Genomic DNA, 21,792 nt, shown 5'->3' with positions numbered 1-21,792 from the left:
GACGTCCGTGATGGAGTGAACTCGCCCCGGCGGGCTCATAGCGGGTGTCTGCCAGACAAAGTGCACTGGAATCCGTCATTCCATGCTGACAGGCCTCTTTAGCCTGATACCCGTCCTAGCCATCGGACCCGCTCCGGGGCGACCTCTTTCCCTTCACCATGAGGAATCGCCATGGGCACCACCAAAGAGATCGTCATCAAGAACACCCACCGCGGCCTGCGTTATGTGGACGGCAGGCTCACCGACGTGCTCGAGGCCGGCCGCTACGAGCTGCCCGCCGCGAGCGGCCGCTTCGGCAAGCGCGGCCCGGTCGTCGAGGTGACCCTGGTGGACATGCGCGAGCGCGAGCTGACCCTGAAGGGCCAGGAGATCCTGACCTCCGACAAGGTCGCGCTGCGGGTGAGCATCCTGACGCACTTCAAGGTGGTCGACCCGGTGGCCGCGGTGGAGCGGGTGGACAGCTACACCGACCGCGTGTACAGCGACGTGCAGCTCGCGGCCCGCCGGTCGCTGGCGTCGATGACGCTCGAGGACATCCTGACCAACCGCAACCAGCTCTCCGAGGACATCCTGCGCGACGTGCTGGGCGCCGCGGCCGGATACGGCGTGCAGATCCTGCGGGCCGACGTGAAGGACATCGTCTTCCCCGGCAACCTGCAGGAGGTCATGAACCGGGTGCTGACCGCGCAGCGGCTGGCCGAGGCGCAGCTGGTCGACGCCCGTACCAAGGCGGAGAAGGACGTGCTGGAGGCGCGGGCCCGCGCCGAGGCCGACCAGGTCACCGCGGCGGGCCGGCGCGACGCGACCCGGCTGGCTGCCGAGGCCGACGCCGCGGCGCAGCGCATCCGGGTCGAGGCCGAGGTCGACGCGCTGCGCCGGCTCGCCGAGGCCGCGGCGGTTTACGCCGAGCACCCGGCGCTGCTGCGGCTGCGTGAGCTGGAGACGATGACCGCGCTCGGCGGCAACGCCGAGGCCCGCCTGTACATCGGCTTCGACAAGCACAGCGCGCCGCGCTGACAGTGGGTGCGGCACGCTGAACAGGCGGCGTGTCCGCCCGGGAGTCCACACCTCTCCCGGGCGGACACGCCGTTTCGTCGTCTACTCTCGGCTGCGATCGACGAAGCGGCGGGGAGGGACGGCGATGGCGCGCGAACACGCGGAGACCGTGGTGGCGGTGCCCGCCGGGGAGCGGGCGCTGATCGCCTGGGGTTTCCCGATCGCGGGCATGGCCGTCGGCTGGCTGCTCAAAGCCGCGGCGGGCTGGATCGCCGGGCTGTCCTGGGCGCCGCTGCAGGGCCCCTTCAAGCTGATCGCGCAGATCCCCGAGCCGTGGGCCACCGTCGGTGCGCTCGCCCTGGGCCTGGTCGCCGGGCTGCTGCTGGTGCTCACCGCGATCGGCGAGCGGCTCACCGTGACGGTGCGCGATGACGCGGCCGTGCTGGCTCGCGTCGACGGGCCGTCCCACACGGTCGGCCGATCCGTCGTGGCCGCGGTCTTCGTCGACGGCAAGCAGCTGGTGCTGCAGGGCGCGGACGGCTGGGAACACGCCCGGGAGAGCTCCGACCTGCGCTCGGCCGAGCTGCGGGCCGCGTTCACCGCGCACGGCTATCCGTGGCGCGACGACGGCGACCCGCACCGCCACCTGTTCCGGCTCTGGGTGCCCGACCTGCCGGGCCTGCCGGAGGGGGCGAACGCGCTGCTGGCGGCGCGGGCGAAGGCGCTGTCCAAGCGCGCGGAGGCCGAGTCCGCGGTGCTGCGCGAGGAGCTGCGTCGGCTGGGCGTGCTGGTTCGCGAGGAGCAGCGCCGACAGTACTGGCGGCTGGCCGCGCCGCCCGCCGTGGGGGATCACGCCGCTTAGGAATCCGTAGGCCGGTGTGGAGTGTGCCCGGACCGGCCATGATGCGGTGACGCGCAACCGTGGCCCGTCGCTGTGCGTCGGTCTGGGGGAATGCGCTGCCATCTCAGGGGGATCTCATGACGCACCGGCTGACCCGACTCGCGGCCCGGCTGCTCGCCTTGCCGCTGCTGGTGCTCGCGGGGTGTGCGGCGCCGCCCGAACCCGGCGCGGCGGTGCCGCTCGTCGGCGAGGCCGCTGCGCCCGCCGATGTCGCGGAGCAGCTGGCGCGGTTCGCCGACTTCCCGGTGGATCGGGTGCCGCGGCCGATCGTGCTGCTCGAAGACCGGGTGAAGGAGTACGGGTACACCTCCGGCGACGCGAAGATCGCCATGTCGCAGGGGCGGCTGACGCTGCAGGCGGCGCTGCCCGACGGCCCGGCGACGGTCCGCGTGGCGCTGCCCGACGGCACCGTCGAGGTGCCCGCGATCAGCGCCCGGCAGGCGTACGACATGCTCGTCGCCGTCGGTGACCCTGCGTCGGCTCCCGACGCCTCCCCGTCGCCGCTGCTCGTCACCAAGGTGGCGCTCGGCGAAGCCGAGTTCCGCACCGACCGCGGCCCGCGGGTGCTCCCCGCGTGGCTGTTCACCGCGCCGGAGTCGATGCAGCCGCTGGCCGTGGCCGCGCCGTCCGACACCGCGTTCTGGCCGGTGGAGCACGCGGATGCGGTGATGGACGCGGAGGGTCTGGCCACCGACGGGGTGACGCTGACCCTTCGCCTGGCGACGCCGCCCGAGCCCTGTTCGGGGCAGCCGGTGCACGAGTACGCGGCCGAGGCGGTGGAGTCCGCGAAAGCGGTCGCCGTTCGGCTGAAGATCGTTGCCACGTCGCCCGCCGCCTCCCCGGGTGGCAGCGGTGACTGTGTACGGGACTTGATGCTGCGCACCGCGGAGTACACGGTGCGGCTGGCCCGTCCACTGGGCAACCGGGTGCTGCTGCGGGCGTCCGGCGACGTCTCGTAGCGGCCGGCCTGAATCCGGTGGCGGCCCGGCCGCCGTGCCTGGCACTCTGGCCGCCGTCCGGGTGCGGCCCGGTGTGAAGGGAGGCGGCGATGGCGGTACGCCCGGAGATCGGTGACCCGCTGCGGCCGTGTCCGGCCTGCCCGGCCTGGGAGTTCGGCGGCGCGCCGGGGTGCGCCCGCTGCGCGGGCCTGGTCGACGCGCTGGTCGAGGAGGCGTGGCAGGCCTACGTCGCGGCCGACTTCGGCAGCCTGTCGCCCGCCGAGCACGCCGACGTCGCGCGGATGGTCGTGCAGGAGCCGCACCGCCACGACTGGCGGGTGGTGGACGCCGCCCTCGACCTGCTGCCCTGCGACGAGTGCGGCGCCCGGCTGGGCTCCGGGCCGATGTCGTGCGGGTCGTGCGAGGTCGCGCACGGATTCCGGTACGCGGCGATCGAGACCGACCGGCCGGGCGTGCCGCCGGGCAACGAGCACGCCGTCCGGGTGAACGTCTCGGTGGTGCGCCGCCCGCAGGTGACCTCGGCACAGGAGTTGCTGGCCCGCCGGCTGCTGCTGCCCGCGCTGCTGGTCGGGCACGTGCCGACGACGGCGCAGGCACAGCGGTTCAGCGCCGCGCTCAAGGATGCGGCCGCACGCCTGGGCAAGTCGACACCGGACCGTGACCCGGCGGCCCTCATCCGGGACCCGGCCATCGCCGCGCTGGTCGCAGAAAGCGACTTCCCCCACCTCTTCGGGCCCGCTGACCGGACGTGACGGGTCGGGCCACGGCCGGGCGCAGGCGGCGGTGCCGGCAGAGCGGGCAGAGGAGACGGGACCGCCCTCGGCACCGGAGGCGGCACGAGGGCGGGGGAGGGGATGGGCGTCGCGGAGAAGCTGGGTGGCCCTGGTCCGCCGCGCCGTTGCGGCGAACCCGGGCCGACGCCTACCAGTCTGCGGAAAAGCAGGTCCCGACCGCACCTGGCGTCGGTCGGGACCTGCGTATGACGAAAGTCAGGTGAGCCGGGTCACGCCGTCGGGGACACGCTCGGCGTGGGCACCGCCGACGCGGACGGCTGCGGGTCGCCGAGCGCCGCCAGCTCCGGCGGCACCGGCAGGGCGCTGCCCTTGACGTAGTCGGCCCAGCCCACGCTCCACGCCGTCCAGCCGTTGGCGGGCTTGACCTTGCGCTCGGTGCCCTTCACGGTGACCGGCGTGCCGATGCTGGTCAGGTTGAACAGGTACACCGCATTGGCCGTGGACACGTTCACGCAGCCGTGCGACACGTTGCGTACACCCTGGTTCTGCACCGACCACGGCGCGGCGTGGATGTACTCGCCACCCCAGGTCAGGCGCTGGGCGTACTCGATGTCGACGACGTAGCGGTCGACGTTGCCGGGGTCGTCGGTGGTGTCGAAGACCGTCTTGCGCTGCTTGTCCATGATCACCATGGTGCCGGAGGACGACGGCGTCTTCGCCTTGCCCAGGCTGACCGGAATCGTCTTGACCACCGCGTCGTTCTTGCGCACCTGCATGCGCTTGGTCGCGTTGTCGACGATCAGCTCGATCTTCTCCTTGGCGATGTTGCCGACGCCCAGCCGGTCGGCGTCGCCGTAGCGGCCGTCGCCCATCGGCACACCCTCCAGCGCCGCCCGCACGGTGATCTTCGTGCCGGTCTGCCAGTACTGCGGGCCGCGGTACATCACCTGCAGCGAGCTGGACCAGTGCCAGATGCCCGGCTGCGGCGGCTCCACGGTGACGAACAGGCGACGCTCCACCGCGGCCCGAGCCGACACCGGCACCGGCTTGGTGAACTCGATGACCACCGGCATCGCCACGCCGTACGTCCGGTCCGAGAACAGGTACAGCCCCGCGCCGGTCTTCTTGCTCGGCTTGCCCATCGTCGTGAACGACGTCTTCTTCTCCATGGTCTGCCCGTCCGGGCTGACCGCGACGACCGTCGCCGAGTACTTCTTGCCGTACTTGAGCGGTTTGGTCGGCACGAACGACGTGCCGTCGGCGCGCATGGCGCCCGCGACCTTGGCGCCGGCCGCGTCGGTCATCGTCACCGACTGCACCTGGCCGCCGCTGATCTTGGTGCCGATCTCGGTGCTCACCGGCTGGTTCTTCGCCGCCTCGGCGGGCGTCACCGCCAGGGCCAGCGGCTCCGTGCTGGCCGGCGCGGGCTCGGGCGCCGACTGGGTGGGCGCCACGAAGGAGGGAGACTCGCCCCCGTCCGCCGAACACGCGGTCAGCGCCAGCGGTGCCACCACCGCCAGCACCAGTGCCATAGCGCTCCTGCGCGCCATCGTCCTCAGGCTCATCGCCGCCTACCCCGCTCCCCGGATCCACACATCGCGGAACATCCTGCCGCATCGCCCAAACGTTCCGTGAGCCCTGTTCGGTTCCTTCGGGACCAGCCGGATGGGGTAATGGTCACCTATCTTCTCGGATCATGACATCGGCTCGGGCCGTCCGCGTCGCCTTCGGCGGTGCTCGGGACGAACCGCAGTGCCCGCCGCGCCGCCGCCCCGCGGACCCGGGCGCCGGTCAGGCGGCGGCCTGTGCCAGCCAGAACGGCACGTCGTCGGCGTGGTACGGCCACTCCGACGGCTCGATGGCGTCGAGGAAACCGGCGTACACGGCGGCGTTGCGCAACGCGAGCACCGGCTCGATCAGCGCCACGGCCCGCTCGGGGTCGCAACCCGGCACGGCCGCCCGCCAGCGGCGGCCCCACGCCTGCCGCAGGGGTTCGGGGTCGGCGACCCGCTCGCACATGCGCAGCAGGTCGATCGCCGGGTGCCCGATCACGGAGTCGCCCCAGTCGATGATGCTGTGCCGCTCGGCGGTGCCGCGTGCGTTGCCCGGATGAAAGTCGCCGTGCACCAGGGTGTCCGGCAGCCCGCACGCGGCGATCGCGGCCAGCCGTTCGTCCAGCCCGGTCAGCAGCGCCGCCAGCCGCTCACCCGACCCCGCCGTGCCCGGGTCGCCGCTGCGGGCGACGACCGCGCGGATCCGCTCGGCCAGGCGGGGCAGCCGCAGATCGGGTACGCCCAGGGCGAGCAGCTCCGCGATCCGGCCCGATGCCGTGAGCTGAACGGGGTGCAGGCGGGACAGCAGGGTGAGGCGTTCGTCGACGGGTGCGCCGTAGCGGTCGGTGCCGGGCAGGTCGTCGAGCAGCACCCGGCCGCCGTCGGCGGCGATCGGGACGGGCGCGGTGCCGGGGGCGTGTTCGCCCAGCCAGCGCAGCACGGCGGCCTCGTGGGCGAAGAAGGAGGGGACCTGCTTGAGCCATACCGGGGTGGTGTCGGTCTCCAGCCGCCAGATCGCGGACAGGTTCCAGGTGCGCTGCTGCGCGGCCGCGGTGAGGGTCCGTCCCCGGGTGGCGAGTTCGTCGGCGGCCCAGGCGAGGCTGGCCGCGGGGCCGCCGACCTCCGCGTACGGCGCGCGGCGCGGGTGCGGCACGAGGGCGGCGGCGGCCGGGCGGACCGGGCCGGGATCGCCGGTGACCTCGGCCAGGTACGTGACCTTGCCGCCGGGCGGGGCGGGCTGGTCGGCGAAGAGCAGGCGCAGCACGGTCACGTCGGCGCCGTGGTGCTCGCGGGCTCCGGCCACGACGTCGGCGACCTCCTGCCACCAGGGCACTTCCACCTCGTACGGCGGCAGCGCCCCCAGCACGGTTCCGGCCGGGTCCACCAGCACCAGCGTCACGACTCGTCCCACGTCGCGGAACCCTACCGCCGCCCGAAGCCGTACGTCGCCGGGTTTTGGCCGTGCATCCCCAGGTGACAGGTCCCGACGTGTCGGGAAGGGCACCTTGCACAACGCGTAGCGAGGTGAAGGTGAATGTCGCGGGTGTCGCCGCCGGTGACGTTCGTCGTCGACTTCCACCGCACCCGCGAACAGCACCTGGCCATCCTCGACGCCATCACCGCCCGCCGCCCCGAGGTAGCCCAGTCCTGGGCCCTCATCCACGTGGCCGGCGTCGAAGAATGGCTCCGCCGAGCCCGCTGACCCGCGGGTCAGCGGGTGAAGGCGTAGGCGAGGGCGGCGAGGGCGCAGGCGAGCAGGGAGATGCCGGCGCCGACGCCGGTGGTCGCGCTCGGCGGGATGGCGTGTTTGCGGGCCAGTGGCGTGGCGCCCGCGGCGACCAGGGTCATCGCCACGGCCAGGGGGAACAGGATCGGGCTCTGCAGCGGCCCGGCCAGCGGGATGAAGTGCACGCCGACCACCAGGCACACCCACGGGGCGATCAGTTCGCGCTTGCCGCGCAGGCCGAGCACGAGCGCGCCGCCGACTGCGGCGACGAGTTCGATGCCGACGATGATGCCGTACTTGCGCATCGCGCCCGGCTCGCTCAGCGCCGACCCGGTCGACCAGTGCTGCCAGGCCAGGATGCCGCCGATCACGGACACGGCGACACTCACGCCGCCGGCGACGGCGAGCCGCTTCTTCCAGGCGGCGGGCGGAGCCTCCTGCGCCCAGCCGAACCAGGCCGAGGCGAAGAAACCGAAGATCAAAGCGGTCATCGCGGCGTCGCGGGCATGATTCATCGCGGACTCCCCATGGGCGAGGAGTCTGCCACGTCGGCTGTCCGGCTGATGTGGCCCCGGTCACACGCCATGAAGAATCCTCGGCTATGGATTCAGTGCTGACCCAGGTGTTCCTGCCCATCGCCCTCGGCATCGTGATGCTCGGCCTCGGCCTCGGGCTCACCGTCGCCGACTTCAAGCGGATCGTGGTGTTCCCGAAAGCGGTGCTGGTGGCTCTGGTGTGCCAGGTGCTGCTGCTGCCCGCGGTGTGCTTCGGGCTGGTCGTGCTCCTCGACCTGGATCCGACGCTGGCGGCGGGCATGATGCTGCTGGCCGCGTCGCCCGGCGGCACCACCGCGAACCTCTACAGCCACCTGTTCGGCGGCAACGTGGCGCTCAACGTCACGCTCACCGCGGTGAACTCGGTGCTGGCCATCTTCACCCTGCCGCTGGTGGTGAACTTCGCGCTGAACCACTTCCTGTCCGGCACCGACCAGATCGGGCTGCAGTTCGGCAAGTCGCTGCAGGTGTTCGCGATCGTGCTGATCCCGGTGGCGATCGGCATGTTCATCCGCAACCGCTCGGTCGACTTCGCCGACCGGATGCAGCGCCCGGTGCGCATCCTGTCCGTGGTGGTGCTGGTGCTCGTCATCGTCGGCACACTGGTGTCGGAGAAGGACAACATCGCGACCTACTTCGCCGACGCGGGCCTGGTCGCGCTGCTGTTCAACGTGATCAGCCTCGGCGTCGGCTACTTCCTGCCGCGCCTGGTCGGGCTCGACCGCCCTGACTCGGTCGCCGCCGCCATGGAGATCGGCATCCACAACGGCACGCTGGCCATCTTCATCGCGACCACTCTGCTGGCGAGCACGGCGCTCGCGGTGCCGGCCGCGGTGTACAGCATCATCATGTTCTTCACCGCCGCCGCCTTCGGCTACCTGGTCCGGCCCGCCCGGTCGGTGCAGACCGAACCCGCCCTGCAGGACTGACGCGTACGCCGGCGTCCTTCGACCGTGGAGGGCGCCGGCGCTCAGGCGGCGTTGGGCGGGTAGCCGCCGGAGGTGGTCCAGAACTCCACCGCACTGCCGACGAACTCGTGCACGTAGCCGCAGGCCATGCAGATCACGCCGAGTGAGGACCGGTTGGCCCACGCGAGGTCGAACAGTTCCAGGCCCGGTGTGTTGAGCAGGATCTCCCGGCTGGTGAACTCCCGCTGCCCGCAGACCAGGCACGTGAACCGGCGACCCGCCACGGTCACCAGCGCGGTCCGCTGCCTCTTCCTCCCACCCCCCATGCCCCGCAGGGTAAACACACCCGGCAACCCCCCACCCACCGCGGGGACGATCTTGCGTGAACTGTGGGTACGACACGCCCTTTCCGGGCGTATGGGCAACAGTTCACGCAAGATCGTCGCGATCTTCGGGCGTGGGTGCGGATAGGGGCGGGGTGGGGAGGCCGGCGTCGGCGATGCGCTGGCGGAAGGGGCGGCGGGTGAGGGCGGCAGTCAGGTCGGTGAGGAGGTCGACCAGGGGTATCGGCAGTTCGGCGTCCAATGTGCGCATTGCGGCGGTGGTGGCCGACCACTCGGCTTTGATCACGGGCAGCAGCTCGTGTGCCTTCGCGGTCAGTTCGACGAGGCGCTGGCGGGCGTCCGTGCCGGGGGTCAGGTCGACCAGGCCGGCGCGGTTCATCTGGGCCACGGTCTGGCTCGCCGCGGAGTGGGTGACGCCGACCGCGCGGGCCAGGTCGCGGATCGGCATCGGTCCGTCCGCCAGCAGCGCGCGGACGACGGGGGAGTAGCGCGGACGGTAGTCGGGCAGGTCGAGCTCGGCGTAGACCTTCGCCACGTCGCCGTCGAGCAGTTCCAGCACGTGACGCAGCAGGGTGCCGACCGCTTCGCGCTCGGGGAGGTGGGCCATGCTAGAAATATAACAGCACTGTTGTATTTCTCCGGAGGTGGACGTGTACCCGCAGACCGAGCCGTACGACAGCGGCCTGCTCGACGTCGGCGACGGCAACCTCGTGTACTGGGAGGTCTGCGGCAACCCCGACGGCAAACCCGCGGTCGTGCTGCACGGCGGCCCCGGCTCCGGCGCGACCGCGGGCTGGCGGCGCTACTTCGACCCGGCCGCGTACCGGGTGGTTCTCGTGGACCAGCGCGGCTGCGGCCGCAGCACGCCCAGCGCCGGTGACCCGGCCACCGACCTGAGCGTCAACACCACCCATCACCTGATCCGCGACCTCGAACAGCTGCGTGCCCACCTCGGCATCGACCGCTGGCTGGTGCTGGCCGTGTCCTGGGGCTGCACTCTCGCCCTGGCGTACGCGCAGCGCCACCCGGCTTCCGTCTCCGAAATGGTGCTGTTCAGCCTCACCAACACCACGCACCGCGAGGTCGACTGGGTGACCCGCCAGATGGGGCGCATCCTGCCGGAGGAGTGGGCGCGCTTCCGCGACGGCGTGCCCGGGGCCGAGCGCGACGGCAACCTCGCCGCGGCGTACGCCCGGCTGCTGGCCGACCCGGACCCGGCCGTGCGGGACCGGGCCGCCCGGGACTGGTGCACCTGGGAGGACCAGCACGTCGCCATCGCCACCGGGTTCCAGGCCGACCCGCGTTACGACGATCCGGAGTTCCGGATGCTCTTCGCCCGGCTGGTCACCCACTACTGGGCCAACGCGGCATTCCTCGAGGACGGCGAGCTGCAGGCCAACGCGGGCAGGCTGGCCGGCATCCCCGGCGTGCTCGTGCACGGGCGGCTCGACATCAGCGGCCCGGCCGACATCGCCTGGCACCTCGCCCGGGCCTGGCCCGACGCCGAACTGACCCTGGTCGACCGGGCCGGCCACGGTTCGGGCGGCGGCATCGGCGACGTCGTGCTCGCCGCCCTCGACCGCTTCGCGACCCGCCGGTAGCGCCTCGAGGTCACTGGATTGCCTGGCACATGGGCGGAACTGGGCGCAGATACGCCCAGGTGCCAGGCGAAACGGGTGATCGAGGTGGCGGTGGGCGTCAGGCGGGGGTCAGGTGGCGGGCGGCGGTGCGTTCGGTGGTGAGGGCGGTGTCGACGAGGTCGGCGGCGTGGTCGCACCAGGCGCGCTGGTCGTCGTCGGGGGTGGCGGCCGCGGCGTGGGCGGCGAGCGCCGACCAGGTCTGGCCGGAATCGCGGAACAGCCGTGCGGCCGAGGTGAGCGCGGGTGCGGCGAGCACCGCCGCGGCCTCGTCGAGGAAGTCGGCGTAGAGGGGCCGGGTCGCGCCGGGAGCCGTGTACTCCTGTTCCAGGCATACGGTCAGGCGGCGCATGGCGTGCTGGTGGCCGACCGGGTCGCCGAAGCGTCTGGCCCAGCCTTTGCGGGTGCGCCCGTTGCGCAGTTCGGCGGCGAGTTTGGCCATGCCGGAGAAGCCGAAGTTGACGTCGAAGCTGTTGCCCAGCACCGGTCCGGTCAGGTGCGCCACCGTCGTGTTCAGCGCGTCGCGGACGGCTGCGCGCAGGTCCATGCCGGACGGACCGGTGGATCCGGCCGAGTCGCCGGCGCGGGCGGGCGCCGGGCCGGACTCCACCGCGAGCAGGGCGTGGCGGCCCTGGCGGTGTGCGGCCCAGGCGGCGCCGAAGGCCGGGGCGGGCATCGTGTGGACGCCGTGCGGTGGGTCGAGAACGGTGAGGGTGTCGCCGTCGCGTGCGGTGACCACCACGGTGTACGGCTCGGCCGCCGAGAACGGCGGGTTTTCCTGCCATGGCAGCCTGCCTCGGTCGACCAGGCACAGCGCGGGCCGACCGGCGTCGAGCGCGGTCCGCAGCCGGTCCAGCGCGGCCTTCGTCGAGGTGCCGTTGGTCTGCTGGTACGCCAGGCCGAGCCGGTCGAGCACGGCGGGCGCCCAGGGTTGCGGGTGGTGCTGGGCGACGATGGTGAGCAGCGGGTGCGGCACGGCGTCGTACTCGAAGACCGCGTACATGAAGCCGATGCCGCCGCCCAGTCCGCAGACCATGGCCTCGGACAGCGGCTGCCCGGCGGCGGCTAGCAGGTGTCCGACCAGCACGGACTCGTGGTGCTGTCCGGCGGTGGTGACGACGGGCCCGGCGAGGTGGCGGGCGGCGGTGGTGTAGCTCTCGCCGGTGCGCTCCATGCGCTCCCGGACGAGCTTCTTGAAGTTTCTGCGTGCAGTCATGACGGCGTCCTCCGCGACGGCGCTGCGCCCCTCCCACACCGGCGACGCGTCCGTCGCTGAAGAGGGTTCAGCTGCACAGGCGGTCCGGCCCGCGATGAGATGGTCACCTTCGCCCCCGCGTCGCCGGCGCGTGTGGGGCGCTGGTCTGGAGGTATGGCGTACGGGCCCGCCGCAGGCATCGTAACGCCTGGACAGTCCGCAGGCGAGGCTGATAGCGTAACGGCTGTTACGTAACAGATGTGATGCAAAGAGGTGCGATGTGCCCCGGCTGGTGGACCACGACGAGCGCCGCGAGCAGCTGTCCGCCGCCGTGTGGCAGGTGGTCAGCGAGCACGGGCTCGACGGGCTGACCCTGCGCGCGGTCGCCGACGCCGCCGGCTGCACCACGGGACGCGTCGCGCACTACTTCCGCGACAAGAACGCGCTGCTCACCCACGCCCGCGACGTCATGCACCGGCGTATGGCCGCGCGGATCGACGCCCTGGGCGGCTTCGACAGCCCGCGCGAGCGGCTGCGGGCCGTGCTGCAGGAGGGTGTGCCGCTCGACGAGGAGCGGCGGCTGAACTCCACCATCTGGGCCTACTTCCTGATGGCGGCGCGCACCGACCCGGCGCTGCTGGCCGAGCACGTGATCCGGCACGAGTCGTGGATCCGGCGGCTCACCGGACTTCTGCGCGACGCGTACGGCGTACCCCCGGATGATCTGGAACTGCGCGCCCGCAACCTGGTCGCCCTGCTGGAGGGGTTGGCGCTGTGCGGGGTGGCCACGCCCGACCTCTATCCGCCCGACCTGCTGGTCCGGGCCGTCGACAACCATCTCGACCTGCTGCTGGGAGTGAAACGATGAGCACGGAGACCGCCACCATGGAGATCATCGAGGTGTCGCCGGCGGATCGGCGGCTGGCGACGCTGGTCGGCGCGATGCGGGTCGAGCTGGACGCGCTCTATCCCGAGGAGATCGACTTCGAGCACCCGACCGTCCAGGAGGCGAGCCGGTTCCTGCTCGTGCTCGCCGACGGCGCGGCGATCGGGTGCTGCGCGGTGCAGCCGCTCGACGGCGGCGAGGCGGAGCTCAAGCGCATGTACGTCGACCCGGCCTGGCGCGGCCGCGGCATCGCCCGGCGGCTGATGCCCGAGGCCGAGGCGCTGGCGGTCCGGGTCGGCGCGAGGCGGTTCAAGCTGGAGACCGGCATCCGCCAGCCCGACGCGATCGCCGTGTACGAGCGGGCCGGGTTCACCCGCATCCCCAATTACCCGCCGTACGACCGGTGGGAGATGAGCGTCTGCTACGCGAAGCCGTTGCTGCCCTGACGGCTCGGGTCAGGTCGCCCGAGTTCGTCTCAGCGCAGGGTGAGCGGCGTTTCGGCCTCGATGCGCGACAGCTTCTCCGGGTTGCGGACGTAGTAGATGCCGGTGACGCGGGCGTCCTCGATCCGCAGTGCGGCGACGCCGTCGATCTGCCCGTCGAGGCGGAACACCAGTGCCTGGCCGCCGTTGATCACGGTCGGTTCGGTGGTGAGGGTGCCGCCGACCTTATGCATGCTGCCGACGAACAGACGGACCGCGTTCTCCGCCCCGAAGACCGGTCGCAGTGCGGCCAGCTTCAGACCGCCGCCGTCGCTGACCACGACCACGTCGGGCGCGAGCACGTCGAGCAGGCCCTGCAGGTCGCTTGTCTCGACCGCGCGCTGGAACGCCTCCAGCGCGGCCCACCTCTCGCTCGCAGACACCATCCGGCGCGGGCGGCGGGCATCGACGTGCTGCCGGGCGCGGTGTGCGATCTGGCGGACGGCCGCCGGGCTCTTGTCGACGGCCGCCGCGATCTCGTCGTAGCTGACGTCGAACGCCTCGCGCAGCACGAAGACGGCGCGTTCGGTCGGCGAGAGCGTCTCGAGGACGAGCATCATCGCCATCGACACGCTCTCGGCCAGCTCGAGGTCCTCGGCCGTGTCCGGCGCGGTGAGCAGCGGCTCGGGCAGCCATGGACCGACATACGCCTCCCGGCGGCGCTGCATGGTGCGCAGGCGGTTGAGCGACTGGCGGGTGGTGATCCGGATCAGGTAGGCGCGCTGGTCGCGTACCTGATCCAGATCGACCTTGACCCACCGCAGCCAGGTCTCCTGAAGCACGTCCTCCGCGTCGGCCGCCGATCCGAGGATCTCGTAGGCGACGGTGAAGAGCAGGTTCCGGTGGTCGACGAAGGCCTCGGTCGCCTGGTCACCAGTGTGGTCGTTCATCTGGCCACCTCCTCAGGACCGCCGGGCGGCGACCGGTGACTCACCGGCCCTGACCTGCAGCGACTTCCGGCGGAGCCGGTCTTTGAACCAGAGGTTGAGCGAGCCCGGTTTGCGCGCCTCGTGCGCCAGCTGCCAGACGGTGCTCTTGCACACGGCCTCCTTGAGCATCGCCATCGGCCGACCGCCCAGCAGGTACACCCTCGTCACGGAGTCGTCCTTCTTCGCGTACTGGACGACTCCGGCGCGGCGTCCCAGGCTGATGCACTGGCCGAAGAGTCCGACGTTGAAGTCGGCGGGCCGCTTGCCGTCGATCCGGCTCAGCACCGTCTCGGCGGCCTGCGGGCCCAGCTGCATCGCGGACTGGCAGCTCATCCGCACCGGCAGGTCCGACGGTGCCGCCGAGTCCCCTGCCGCGACGACGCGTACGTCGTCGACGCTCGTGAGCGTCTCGTCGGTGCGCAGGCGTCCCATGGCATCCGTGCTCAACCCGCTGCGGACGGCCAGATCCGGCACGCCGAATCCGGCGGTCCAGATGGTCACGGCGCTGGGCAGCTCGCGGCCGTCGGCGAGCAGGACCGCAGCACGGGTCACGCCCGTCACCGTCGCGCCGGGGCCTTCGAGCACGGTCACGCCGAGCTTGGTGAGCCGCTCGGCCACCGCGCGCCGGGCATGTGGATGCAGGTAGGCCCCGAACACCCGGCCGCATACGAGGGTGACCTTCCGTCCCTGCTCTGCCAGCTCGGATGCGGTTTCGATGCCGGTCGAGCCGCCGCCGACCACGGTCAGCGCGGCCGACGTCGGGGCGGCGTCGACGACCGGCCGCAGCCGCTGCGCCTCCTCCAGCGTGGCGATCGGGTAGGCGTGCTCGGCCGCGCCGGGCACGCTCGGGTCGGCGGATCCGCTGCCCACGGCGTAGATCAGGTAGTCGTAGTCGAGGGTGCCGCCACTCGCCAAGGTCACGCGACGCCCGGCCGCGTCGATCCGGGTCGCGGTGTCGACGACCAGCTCGACGCGGGCGGCCAGAATCCGCCGGTAGTCCACGAGCGCGTCGTCGGATCCGGTGACGAGCTGGTGCAGGCGGATCCGCTCGACAAAGGCCGGGCGCGGGTTGATCAGGGTCACTGCCACGTCGTCGCGCTGCGTCAGACGGTTGGCCGCCACCACGCCGGCGTATCCGCCGCCGACCACGATGACCTTGGTGCTCTCAGCCATTGGCCTCTCCTTCGTCTTCAAGGTGCGACCTGAAGACACCGCGCGTTCGGCGGTTTGTGACATCAGTGAGTCAGGTCACTGCCGGAGATGGCGGCGCAAAATCTCGGCCTCGTCCGGTGCCGTCCCGTGGGACCGCGGTCGTTGCCGCGATCGCTGAGCAGCCGCATGGCGGTGTGCAGAGCTGCTGCTCGTCTCGCTGACGCGAGCCGACGGTGCCCTTCCTGTCGTCACGCGGGGCAGGGCTCGAGGTCGTGGCCGGCGGAGCGTTCCTGGGCGGGCAGGCCGATATGGGCGGCGACGACGCGTTCGGGGACGCCGTCGGCGAGGCTGTCGGCCAGGGCGCGTTCGCGTACGGCCAGCAGCCGTTCGGTGGTGTGTTCCAGGACGCGGTCGAGCAGGGCCAGCTGCGCGAGCAGGCCGCTGTCGGCGTCGGAGGGCGGGCTGGCCTCCGCGGCGGCCAGCGCCGAGGCGACCTCGTCGGTGGTCACCCCGCCCAGCGCGGCCACGTCCGGGAGAGCCCAGCCGTGGTGGTGCGCCAGGATCGCGGCGAACAGGATGCGCGAGGCCTCGTTGGCGGCGCGGTAGCCGTCCACGAAACGCAGCCAGTGCGCGCAGTAGGCGAGCCGTTCGGTGGGCTCGTCGGGCAGGTTCAGGTCGACCGGGGCCGCCGGGAGCAGGCGCAGCGCCTTGTCGTATGCCAGCGTCAGCAGCTCGCGCAGCTGCACCGCCACCTGCTGGCGTTCGGCCAGGTCGCGCGCGGTGCCGCCGTCGGGCGTCAGCCCGGTCCACTCCAGAATGACCGCGGCGCGGGGGGCGCAGGCACGGTGGCCGCAGATGACCTCGGCGACGTCGGCCGCGGTCCAGCGCTCGCGCGCCACCAGGGCCGATGCGGCCTGGTCGCGGGCGACGAGGGCGCGCCGGTACTTGTGGCGCAGGTCCATGGTGAGGGTGCACACGTCGAGCGCGGAGCGTCCGACCTCCTGACGCTCCAGCACCGCGATCCGCCGGCTGAGTTCCGGCACGTTGATATCGGCGATCGGGTTCGTCATGGCACCGACGCTAACGCTGCGTGTTCGCCACTTCTACGATGTGCTGATCTTTTGTGGGGATTCTGACTTTCGGCGGGTTCGTGGCCCGGCCGGCAGTCACCTCTGCCCGGTTCGGGAAGCCGCCCTGCTCGCGGCTTGACAAAAAAATTTGTCGGTAGCAGGATACGGAGCATGCTCGATGTAGCGGTGATCGACGACCCGGCCGCGGCCGAGGCCTCGCTGGACCCGATCCGGGCCCGGCTGCTGGCCGCCCTGGTCGAGCCCGGCTCGGCCACCTCGCTGGCGGCCAAGGTCGGCCAGCCCCGGCAGAAGGTCAACTACCACCTGCGGGAGCTGGAGCGGCACGGGCTGATCGAGCTGATCGAGGAGCGGCGCAAGGGCAACGTCACCGAACGCGTCCTGCAGGCCACCGCCGCGTCCTACGTCATCTCGCCGATCGCGCTGTCGGCGGTGCAGCCCGACCCGGGCCGCGCGCCCGACCGGCTGTCGGCGCGCTGGCTGCTGGCGCTGGCCGCCCGGCTCGTGCGCGACGTCGGCGAGCTGCTCACCGGCGCGGCCAAGGCGAAGAAGCGGCTGGCCACGTTCGCCATGGACGGGACCGTGCGCTTCGCCGGCCCGGCCGAGCGGTCCGCGTTCGCCGAGGAGCTGGCGAGCGCGGTCACGGCGCTGGTGGGCAAGTACCACGACGAGCAGGCCGAGGGCGGGCGCGAGCACCGGATCATCATCGCCGTGCACCCGAGCGTGACCCGGCAGGCGGAGGAGGGCTGACATGGGCAAGGACTTCGAGATCGCCGAGGAGCTGCCGGTCGAGGCGACTCCGGAGCAGGTCTGGGACGCCATCGCGACCGGTCCCGGCATCGACTCCTGGTTCATGGGCCGCAACGAGGTGACGCCCGGTCCGGGTGGCACGGTGAGCACGGCTTTCGGCGGGTACGCCCCGACGCTGCCGATCACCGCATGGGAGCCCGGACACCGCCTGGCGTACGGCGAGGAGCCCACGCCCGACGGCAGGTTCGTGGCATACGAGTTCCTCATCGAGGGCCGCGCCGGAGGCAGCGCCGTGCTGCGCACGGTGACCAGCGGCTTCCTGCCCGGCGACGACTGGGCCGACGAGTTCGAGGCGATGAGCCTGGGACTGGCCCTGTTCTTCCGGACCCTCGCCGAATACCTGACCTGGTTCCGCGGCCGCACCGCCATCCCGGTGACCGTGTTCGGCCCGCCGGTCGGCGACTGGCCGCACGCCTGGCGGCTGCTGCACGGCGCGCTCGGCCTGCCGGACGCGCCCCGGCCGGGCGACGCGGCCGCGTTCACCGTCGACGGCGTCACCCGCACCGGCGAGGTCTACCACCTCAGCGCCCACACCCTGGCCCTGCGCACCCCGGACGCGCTGTACCGCTTCGTGCGCGGCTTCACCGGGTCCATGGTCGCCATGCACCACCTGTTCACCCCCACCGACGAATCCGCCGCCTGGCAGTCCTGGCTGGACACCCTCTACGCAGAGGGCCGGGCGTGACGACCGACAAGGAGCACCCCATGAACACCGTCGTCTCCGCGGACGGCACCGCGATCGCGTACAGCAAGACCGGGCAGGGCCCGGCGGTGATCCTGGTCGACGGGGCCATGTGCCACCGCGCCATGGGCCCGGCCGAACCGCTGGCGAAGCTGCTGGCCGACTCCTACACCGTCTACACCTACGACCGGCGCGGCCGGGGCGACAGCGGCGACACCGCGCCGTACGCCGTCGAGCGTGAGATCGAGGACATCGACGCGCTGATCAAGGAGGCCGGGGGCAGTGCCTACCTGTACGGGATCTCCTCCGGCGCGGTGCTGGCCTGCGACGCCGCCGCGCGGCTGGGCGGCATCCGCAAGCTCGCCGTGTTCGAGCCGCCGTTCATCGTGGACGGCACGCACGAGGCCCGGCCTGCCGACTACCTGGACAAGATGGACGCGATGATCGCGCAGGACCGCCGGGGCGACGCCGTCACGACGTTCATGAAGACCGTCGGGGTGCCCGGGATCGTGGTCGCGATCATGCGGCTGACGCCCAACTTCAAGAAGCTCAAGGCCGTCGCGCACACGCTGCCCTACGACTTCCGGGTGCTCGGCGACACCGGGACCGGCAAGCCGCTGCCGGTGGACCGCTGGGCGGGCGCGCAGTTGCCGGCGCTGGTCATGGACGGCGGCAAGAGCCCGGTGTACATGCGCAACGGCGCGAAGGCGCTGTCGCAGACGCTGCCGAGTGCCGACTACCGCACGCTGCCGGGGCAGACGCACCTGCTCAAGGCGGAGGCGGTCGCGCCGGTGCTCAAGGAGTTCTTCGTCGGCTAGACGAGCTTCTTGACGAGCAGCTCGAACTCCAGGTCGTCGCGCTGCGGCAGGCCGAAGCGCTCGTCACCGTACGGGAAGGGGCTCAGCTGCCCGGTGCGCGTGTAACCACGGCGTTCGTACCAGGCGATGAGCTCCTCCCGCACCGAGATCACGGTCATCTGCATCTCGGGCACGCCCCACTCGTCGGCCGCGAAACGCTCAGCCTCGGCGATCACCGTCTTACCCAGGCCGCCGCCCTGCAGCAGCGGGCGCACCGCGAACATGCCGAAGTGGGCGTAGCCGTCGTGGCGCTCCAGATGGCAGCAGGCCAGCAGGTCCCCGCCGCGCTCGGCCAGCAGCACCACGCTGTCGGGGTCGGCGACCTGCGCGGCCACCGCGTCGGCGTCGGTGCGCTGGCCCTGCAGGATGTCGGCCTCGGTGGTCCACCCGGCCCGGCTGCTGTCCCCGCGGTAGGCCGACTCCACCAGCGCCACGATCGCGGGCACGTCCTGCGGCCCCGCCGCGCGCACGGTCATCGCCTGCTCCACCATGTGCCGATCCTTCCGAGCGCGCACCGGCCGATGCCGGGCATGATCGCCCGCCAGGTTATCGCGTGCCCGAACCGCCCGCCCCGCAGCGCCGCTGCCCTTCCTCGGGTCAGCGGGTGTTGACGAGTTTGGGGTGGGACTTGACCCAGGCGTCGAGTTTGTCGGCGCGCAGGGCGGCGAAGTAGGTGGTCTTGTCGGCGCCGAGGCTCTCACCGCGGTAGCTGCCGCCGCTCATGACGGTGCTGCCGGGCAGGCCGACCAGGGTCAGGTTCGCGGGGCGGATGTTGCGCAGCGCGTAGACGAACTCGCTGGGTTTGCGGCCCCGGCCGTCGAAGGTGAACGTCTCGCCCAGCGCGCCGAGCACGTCGTCCATCTTCGTGGGGTCGGTGAGCAGGTCCGCGCTGAGCGCCTTGGTCAGCATGGCCTTGAGCAGCTGGCGGTGGTGGCGCTGGCGGGCGTAGTCGCTGCCGGTGAGGTAGCGCTGGCGCGCGTAGTCCAGGGCCTGCCACCCCTCCATGTGCCGGTTGCCGACGTTGTAGGTCATGCGCGGTCCGGAATACCCGTGCTCGCAGCCGCGGCAGTTCGCCCGGTGCACGCCGTCGGGGCGGCGGTGGATCGACACGACCTTCTGGTCGACGTAGATGTCGATGCCGTCGAGGGCGTTGATGAGCCGGATGTAGCCGTTGAACGAGATGACGGCCCCGGCGTCGAAGCGGGCGATGCCGGTGTACTTGCTCACCGTCTTGGCCATCAACTGGAACCCCTGCGCGATGTCGTACTTGCCGCCGGGCATGCGCGCGCCGTACGTCAGGGCGTGGGTGAGCTTGCTGCGTTCCCCGCGAAAGCGCGACGGCGCGAACGCCGGAATGTCGACGAGCAGATCCCGCGGCAGCGAGGTGAGGTACGCGCTGGTCAGGCTCTTGTTGATGTGCAGGATCATCACCACGTCGCCGTGTGCGGCCGAGCCCTTCTGCTCCTCACGCGTGTCGCGGCCGAGGATGAGCATGTTGAGCGGGCCCTTGATGTCCGCGCCCGCCGGGGGAGTGGGCGATGCGCTGGGGCTCGGCGACGGCGACGGCTCCTCGCTCGGGCCGAACAGGTCGACCTGCGGGATCGCCGAGTCCACTTTGTCCTTGGTGACCTGGACCGCTGCGTAGGCCGCGCCGCCCACCAGCGCCAGAACCACGCCGAGGATGATGAACAGCCGAGTTGACCGCGTCATGGGGGGTGCTCCGGGGGTGTGGCACTGTCGGGGGGACTCGAACTCTAGCCCGTACGGGACTGCCGTTGCATCGCGGTCACGGTCGGCGGGAAAGGTCGCCGCACCCGTGCCGGGACGGAGACGCCCGCCGCGCGGAACGGTGCCCCGCGGGCGGGATGAAAGAGGCGGTCAGCGGGCGCGGTCGACCGCGTCGGCGGCTGGCTGCTCGCCGTCGGCGTGCAGACCGGCCACGACACCGTCCACATCGGCCGCCGAGCGGTTCTGGCTGAGTTTCCACTTGGCTTCCAGCCGCGAGATGCGCAGCTCGACGCCGATGATCGCGCGCAGCTGGCCGGTGACGAACGCCGCCGGAGCGTCGTCGACGGACCACGGCTGCGGGCGGCGCCCCTCGTGCTTGTCGGTCAGCCGGCGCACCAGCGCCCCGGTCCAGGCCGGGTCGTCGTGCACGACCAGCTCGCCGTACGCGTGCACGACGACGTAGTTCCAGGTCGGCACGACCCGGCCGTGCTCGGCCTTGGCCGCGTACCAGGAGGGCGAGACGTAGGCGTCGGGCCCGCGCAGGATGGCCAGGGCCTCGCCGAGCACCGGGCGGCGCCACTGGTCGTTGTTGCGGGCCAGGTGGCCGAGCAGCGCGCCGTGCGGACCGGCGTCCGGGTCGTACACGAACGGCAGCGTGGTCGCGGCGAGCCCGTCCGCGGTCGCGGTGACCAGGTCGGCGGCCCCGTGCCGGGTCAGCAGCTCGCGGACGGCGGCCTCGTCGGCGGCGAAGTGGGCAGGTGTGTACATGGTCAGACCTTTCCGACGGCGGGCGCGGGCGCGCTCGCACGGGTGCGCTGGATGAGTACGACGCAGGCGAGTACCACCAGCGCGGCTCCGATCGAGGCGGGAGTCACCGTCTCACCCAGCAGCAGGGCCGACCAGGCCAGGGTGAGCACCGGCTGGGCCAGCTGGATCTGGCCGACCTGGGCGACGCCGCCCCGGGCCAGGCCCGCGTACCAGGCGAAGAAGCCGAGGAACATGGAGACCACGGTGAGGTAGCCGAACGCGGCCCAGCCGGCGGGGTCGGCGCGCGGGGGATGCACCGCAGCGGCGACGACCGTGATCGGCACGGTGACCGGCAGCGAGACCAGCAGCGCCCAGCAGATGGTGCGGGCACCGCCCAGTTCCCGCGACAGCGCGCCGCCCTCGGCGTAGCCGAGCCCGCACAGCACCACTGCGGCCAGCATGAACAGGTCCGCGACCGACAGCGCGCCGCGGACCGCGCCGCTGGTGGCCAGGAACGCCAGCACGGCCAGCAGCCCGGCCGCACCGGCGGCCCAGAACGTGGCCGGGGGGCGCTCGCCGGCCCGCAGCACCGCGAAGATCGCGGTCATGGCAGGCAGCACGGCGATGACGACGGCGCCGTGCGCGGAGGTCTGCGTGGTCAGCGCGAGCGAGGTGAACAGCGGGAAGCCGACCACGACGCCCGCGGCGACGACGGCCAGCCGCCGCCACTGCGTCCGGGTCGGCCGGGGCGCCCCGGTGAGCCGCAGGTATGCCCAGGCCAGCAGGGCTGCGCCGACGGCCCGGCCGAAGGCGACGAACCAGGGATCCAGCTGCTGCACGACGATCCGGGTCATGGGCAGCGAAAGGCTGAACGCCAGCACACCCACCGCGCCCAGAACCAGCCCGGTCACCCGATCCGCTGTT

25 protein-coding genes are annotated in these 21,792 nt (G+C 72.1%); 12 read left to right on the top strand and 13 right to left on the bottom strand.

Going from position 1 to position 21,792, the window contains the following annotated elements; all coding sequences use genetic code 11:
- Nucleotides 1-171 precede the first annotated feature (171 nt).
- From FLL47_RS01745 to FLL47_RS01730, 4 genes are all read left to right on the top strand, one after another.
- Nucleotides 172-1,017, top strand: coding sequence for a slipin family protein (locus tag FLL47_RS01745; protein WP_144118606.1), 846 nt, complete (start codon nt 172-174; stop codon nt 1,015-1,017).
- 124 nt (nt 1,018-1,141) lie between these two features.
- Nucleotides 1,142-1,858, top strand: a complete 717-nt coding sequence (locus FLL47_RS01740) for a YqeB family protein (RefSeq protein WP_144118605.1) — start codon at nt 1,142-1,144, stop codon at nt 1,856-1,858.
- 116 nt (nt 1,859-1,974) lie between these two features.
- Nucleotides 1,975-2,856 carry a hypothetical protein gene (locus FLL47_RS01735; RefSeq protein ID WP_144118604.1) on the top strand — a complete coding sequence of 294 codons (882 nt, stop codon included), beginning with the start codon at nt 1,975-1,977 and terminating at the stop codon, nt 2,854-2,856.
- A gap of 89 nt (nt 2,857-2,945) precedes the next feature.
- Nucleotides 2,946-3,608, top strand: coding sequence for a hypothetical protein (locus FLL47_RS01730; protein ID WP_144118603.1), 663 nt, complete (start codon nt 2,946-2,948; stop codon nt 3,606-3,608).
- Between the two features lie 251 nt (nt 3,609-3,859).
- Here the strand turns inward: FLL47_RS01730 and FLL47_RS01725 are convergent, their stop codons facing one another.
- Together FLL47_RS01725 and FLL47_RS01720 are read right to left on the bottom strand one after the other, a co-directional pair.
- Complete coding sequence (locus FLL47_RS01725) at nt 3,860-5,122, bottom strand: L,D-transpeptidase (RefSeq protein WP_246157435.1); 1,263 nt, start codon at nt 5,120-5,122, stop codon at nt 3,860-3,862.
- Between the two features lie 259 nt (nt 5,123-5,381).
- Complete coding sequence (locus FLL47_RS01720; protein WP_144118601.1) at nt 5,382-6,554, bottom strand: aminoglycoside phosphotransferase family protein; 1,173 nt, start codon at nt 6,552-6,554, stop codon at nt 5,382-5,384.
- A 123-nt stretch (nt 6,555-6,677) separates the two neighbouring features.
- Between FLL47_RS01720 and FLL47_RS01715 the strand changes: the two genes are divergently transcribed.
- A complete protein-coding gene (locus tag FLL47_RS01715) occupies nt 6,678-6,845 on the top strand; it encodes a hypothetical protein (protein ID WP_222105930.1) in 168 nt (55 codons plus the stop codon).
- Between the two features lie 8 nt (nt 6,846-6,853).
- Here FLL47_RS01715 and FLL47_RS01710 read toward each other — a convergent pair whose 3' ends face one another.
- Nucleotides 6,854-7,384, bottom strand: coding sequence for a hypothetical protein (locus FLL47_RS01710; protein WP_144118600.1), 531 nt, complete (start codon nt 7,382-7,384; stop codon nt 6,854-6,856).
- Between the two features lie 86 nt (nt 7,385-7,470).
- Between FLL47_RS01710 and FLL47_RS01705 the strand changes: the two genes are divergently transcribed.
- Nucleotides 7,471-8,352 carry a bile acid:sodium symporter family protein gene (locus tag FLL47_RS01705; RefSeq protein ID WP_144118599.1) on the top strand — a complete coding sequence of 294 codons (882 nt, stop codon included), beginning with the start codon at nt 7,471-7,473 and terminating at the stop codon, nt 8,350-8,352.
- Nucleotides 8,353-8,393: 41 nt separating this feature from the next.
- Here FLL47_RS01705 and FLL47_RS01700 read toward each other — a convergent pair whose 3' ends face one another.
- Nucleotides 8,394-8,657: a hypothetical protein gene (locus tag FLL47_RS01700; protein WP_144118598.1), complete on the bottom strand. Its 264-nt coding sequence runs from the start codon at nt 8,655-8,657 to the stop codon at nt 8,394-8,396.
- A 103-nt stretch (nt 8,658-8,760) separates the two neighbouring features.
- Complete coding sequence (locus tag FLL47_RS01695) at nt 8,761-9,282, bottom strand: MarR family winged helix-turn-helix transcriptional regulator (protein ID WP_144118597.1); 522 nt, start codon at nt 9,280-9,282, stop codon at nt 8,761-8,763.
- Between the two features lie 43 nt (nt 9,283-9,325).
- Here FLL47_RS01695 and pip point away from each other — a divergent pair, with 43 nt between their 5' ends.
- A complete protein-coding gene (gene pip, locus FLL47_RS01690; protein ID WP_144118596.1) occupies nt 9,326-10,276 on the top strand; it encodes a prolyl aminopeptidase in 951 nt (316 codons plus the stop codon).
- Nucleotides 10,277-10,373: 97 nt separating this feature from the next.
- Here pip and FLL47_RS01685 read toward each other — a convergent pair whose 3' ends face one another.
- Nucleotides 10,374-11,528 (bottom strand): BtrH N-terminal domain-containing protein, encoded by a 1,155-nt coding sequence (locus FLL47_RS01685; RefSeq protein ID WP_144118595.1) that lies wholly within the window; start codon nt 11,526-11,528, stop codon nt 10,374-10,376.
- A 259-nt stretch (nt 11,529-11,787) separates the two neighbouring features.
- Here FLL47_RS01685 and FLL47_RS01680 point away from each other — a divergent pair, with 259 nt between their 5' ends.
- Together FLL47_RS01680 and FLL47_RS01675 are read left to right on the top strand one after the other, a co-directional pair.
- The gene (locus tag FLL47_RS01680; protein WP_144118594.1) at nt 11,788-12,375 is read left to right on the top strand and encodes a TetR/AcrR family transcriptional regulator; all 588 of its coding nucleotides are present in this window, start codon (nt 11,788-11,790) and stop codon (nt 12,373-12,375) included.
- Complete coding sequence (locus FLL47_RS01675; RefSeq protein WP_144118593.1) at nt 12,372-12,839, top strand: GNAT family N-acetyltransferase; 468 nt, start codon at nt 12,372-12,374, stop codon at nt 12,837-12,839. Before FLL47_RS01680 ends, FLL47_RS01675 begins: the two co-directional genes overlap by 4 nt.
- 29 nt (nt 12,840-12,868) lie before the next feature.
- Here FLL47_RS01675 and FLL47_RS01670 read toward each other — a convergent pair whose 3' ends face one another.
- The 3 genes from FLL47_RS01670 to FLL47_RS01660 all read right to left on the bottom strand — a co-directional run bounded on the left by FLL47_RS01670 (nt 12,869) and on the right by FLL47_RS01660 (nt 16,026).
- Nucleotides 12,869-13,765 (bottom strand): RNA polymerase sigma-70 factor, encoded by an 897-nt coding sequence (locus FLL47_RS01670; protein ID WP_144118592.1) that lies wholly within the window; start codon nt 13,763-13,765, stop codon nt 12,869-12,871.
- A gap of 12 nt (nt 13,766-13,777) precedes the next feature.
- Nucleotides 13,778-14,977, bottom strand: a complete 1,200-nt coding sequence (locus FLL47_RS01665; protein WP_144118591.1) for an NAD(P)/FAD-dependent oxidoreductase — start codon at nt 14,975-14,977, stop codon at nt 13,778-13,780.
- Nucleotides 14,978-15,204: 227 nt separating this feature from the next.
- On the bottom strand, nt 15,205-16,026 hold the full coding sequence (locus FLL47_RS01660; protein ID WP_144118590.1) for a hypothetical protein: 822 nt from the start codon (nt 16,024-16,026) through the stop codon (nt 15,205-15,207).
- Between the two features lie 171 nt (nt 16,027-16,197).
- Between FLL47_RS01660 and FLL47_RS01655 the strand changes: the two genes are divergently transcribed.
- The 3 genes from FLL47_RS01655 to FLL47_RS01645 are packed head-to-tail and all read left to right on the top strand — an operon-like array spanning nt 16,198 to nt 18,354.
- Nucleotides 16,198-16,794: a winged helix-turn-helix domain-containing protein gene (locus tag FLL47_RS01655; RefSeq protein ID WP_144118589.1), complete on the top strand. Its 597-nt coding sequence runs from the start codon at nt 16,198-16,200 to the stop codon at nt 16,792-16,794.
- Nucleotide 16,795: 1 nt separating this feature from the next.
- Nucleotides 16,796-17,539 (top strand): SRPBCC family protein, encoded by a 744-nt coding sequence (locus FLL47_RS01650; RefSeq protein WP_144118588.1) that lies wholly within the window; start codon nt 16,796-16,798, stop codon nt 17,537-17,539.
- Between the two features lie 20 nt (nt 17,540-17,559).
- Nucleotides 17,560-18,354 (top strand): alpha/beta fold hydrolase, encoded by a 795-nt coding sequence (locus FLL47_RS01645; protein ID WP_144118587.1) that lies wholly within the window; start codon nt 17,560-17,562, stop codon nt 18,352-18,354.
- Here FLL47_RS01645 and FLL47_RS01640 read toward each other — a convergent pair.
- The 4 genes from FLL47_RS01640 to FLL47_RS01625 form a co-directional block, all read right to left on the bottom strand.
- Nucleotides 18,351-18,884, bottom strand: coding sequence for a GNAT family N-acetyltransferase (locus tag FLL47_RS01640; RefSeq protein ID WP_144118586.1), 534 nt, complete (start codon nt 18,882-18,884; stop codon nt 18,351-18,353). The genes FLL47_RS01645 and FLL47_RS01640 overlap by 4 nt on opposite strands.
- Nucleotides 18,885-18,990: 106 nt before the next feature.
- Entirely contained in the window at nt 18,991-20,103 is a 1,113-nt protein-coding gene (locus FLL47_RS01635; RefSeq protein WP_144118585.1) for an LCP family protein, read from the bottom strand.
- Between the two features lie 168 nt (nt 20,104-20,271).
- Nucleotides 20,272-20,889: an FMN-binding negative transcriptional regulator gene (locus FLL47_RS01630; protein WP_144118584.1), complete on the bottom strand. Its 618-nt coding sequence runs from the start codon at nt 20,887-20,889 to the stop codon at nt 20,272-20,274.
- Nucleotides 20,890-20,891: 2 nt separating this feature from the next.
- Nucleotides 20,892-21,779, bottom strand: a complete 888-nt coding sequence (locus tag FLL47_RS01625) for a DMT family transporter (protein ID WP_246157434.1) — start codon at nt 21,777-21,779, stop codon at nt 20,892-20,894.
- Nucleotides 21,780-21,792 lie beyond the last annotated feature (13 nt).

This window comes from Catellatospora sichuanensis (assembly GCF_007483665.1).
GTDB lineage: Bacteria > Actinomycetota > Actinomycetes > Mycobacteriales > Micromonosporaceae > Catellatospora > Catellatospora sichuanensis.
The sequence above is the reverse complement of the archived record's forward strand: the minus strand, read 5'-3'. Positions and strand labels throughout refer to the sequence as shown.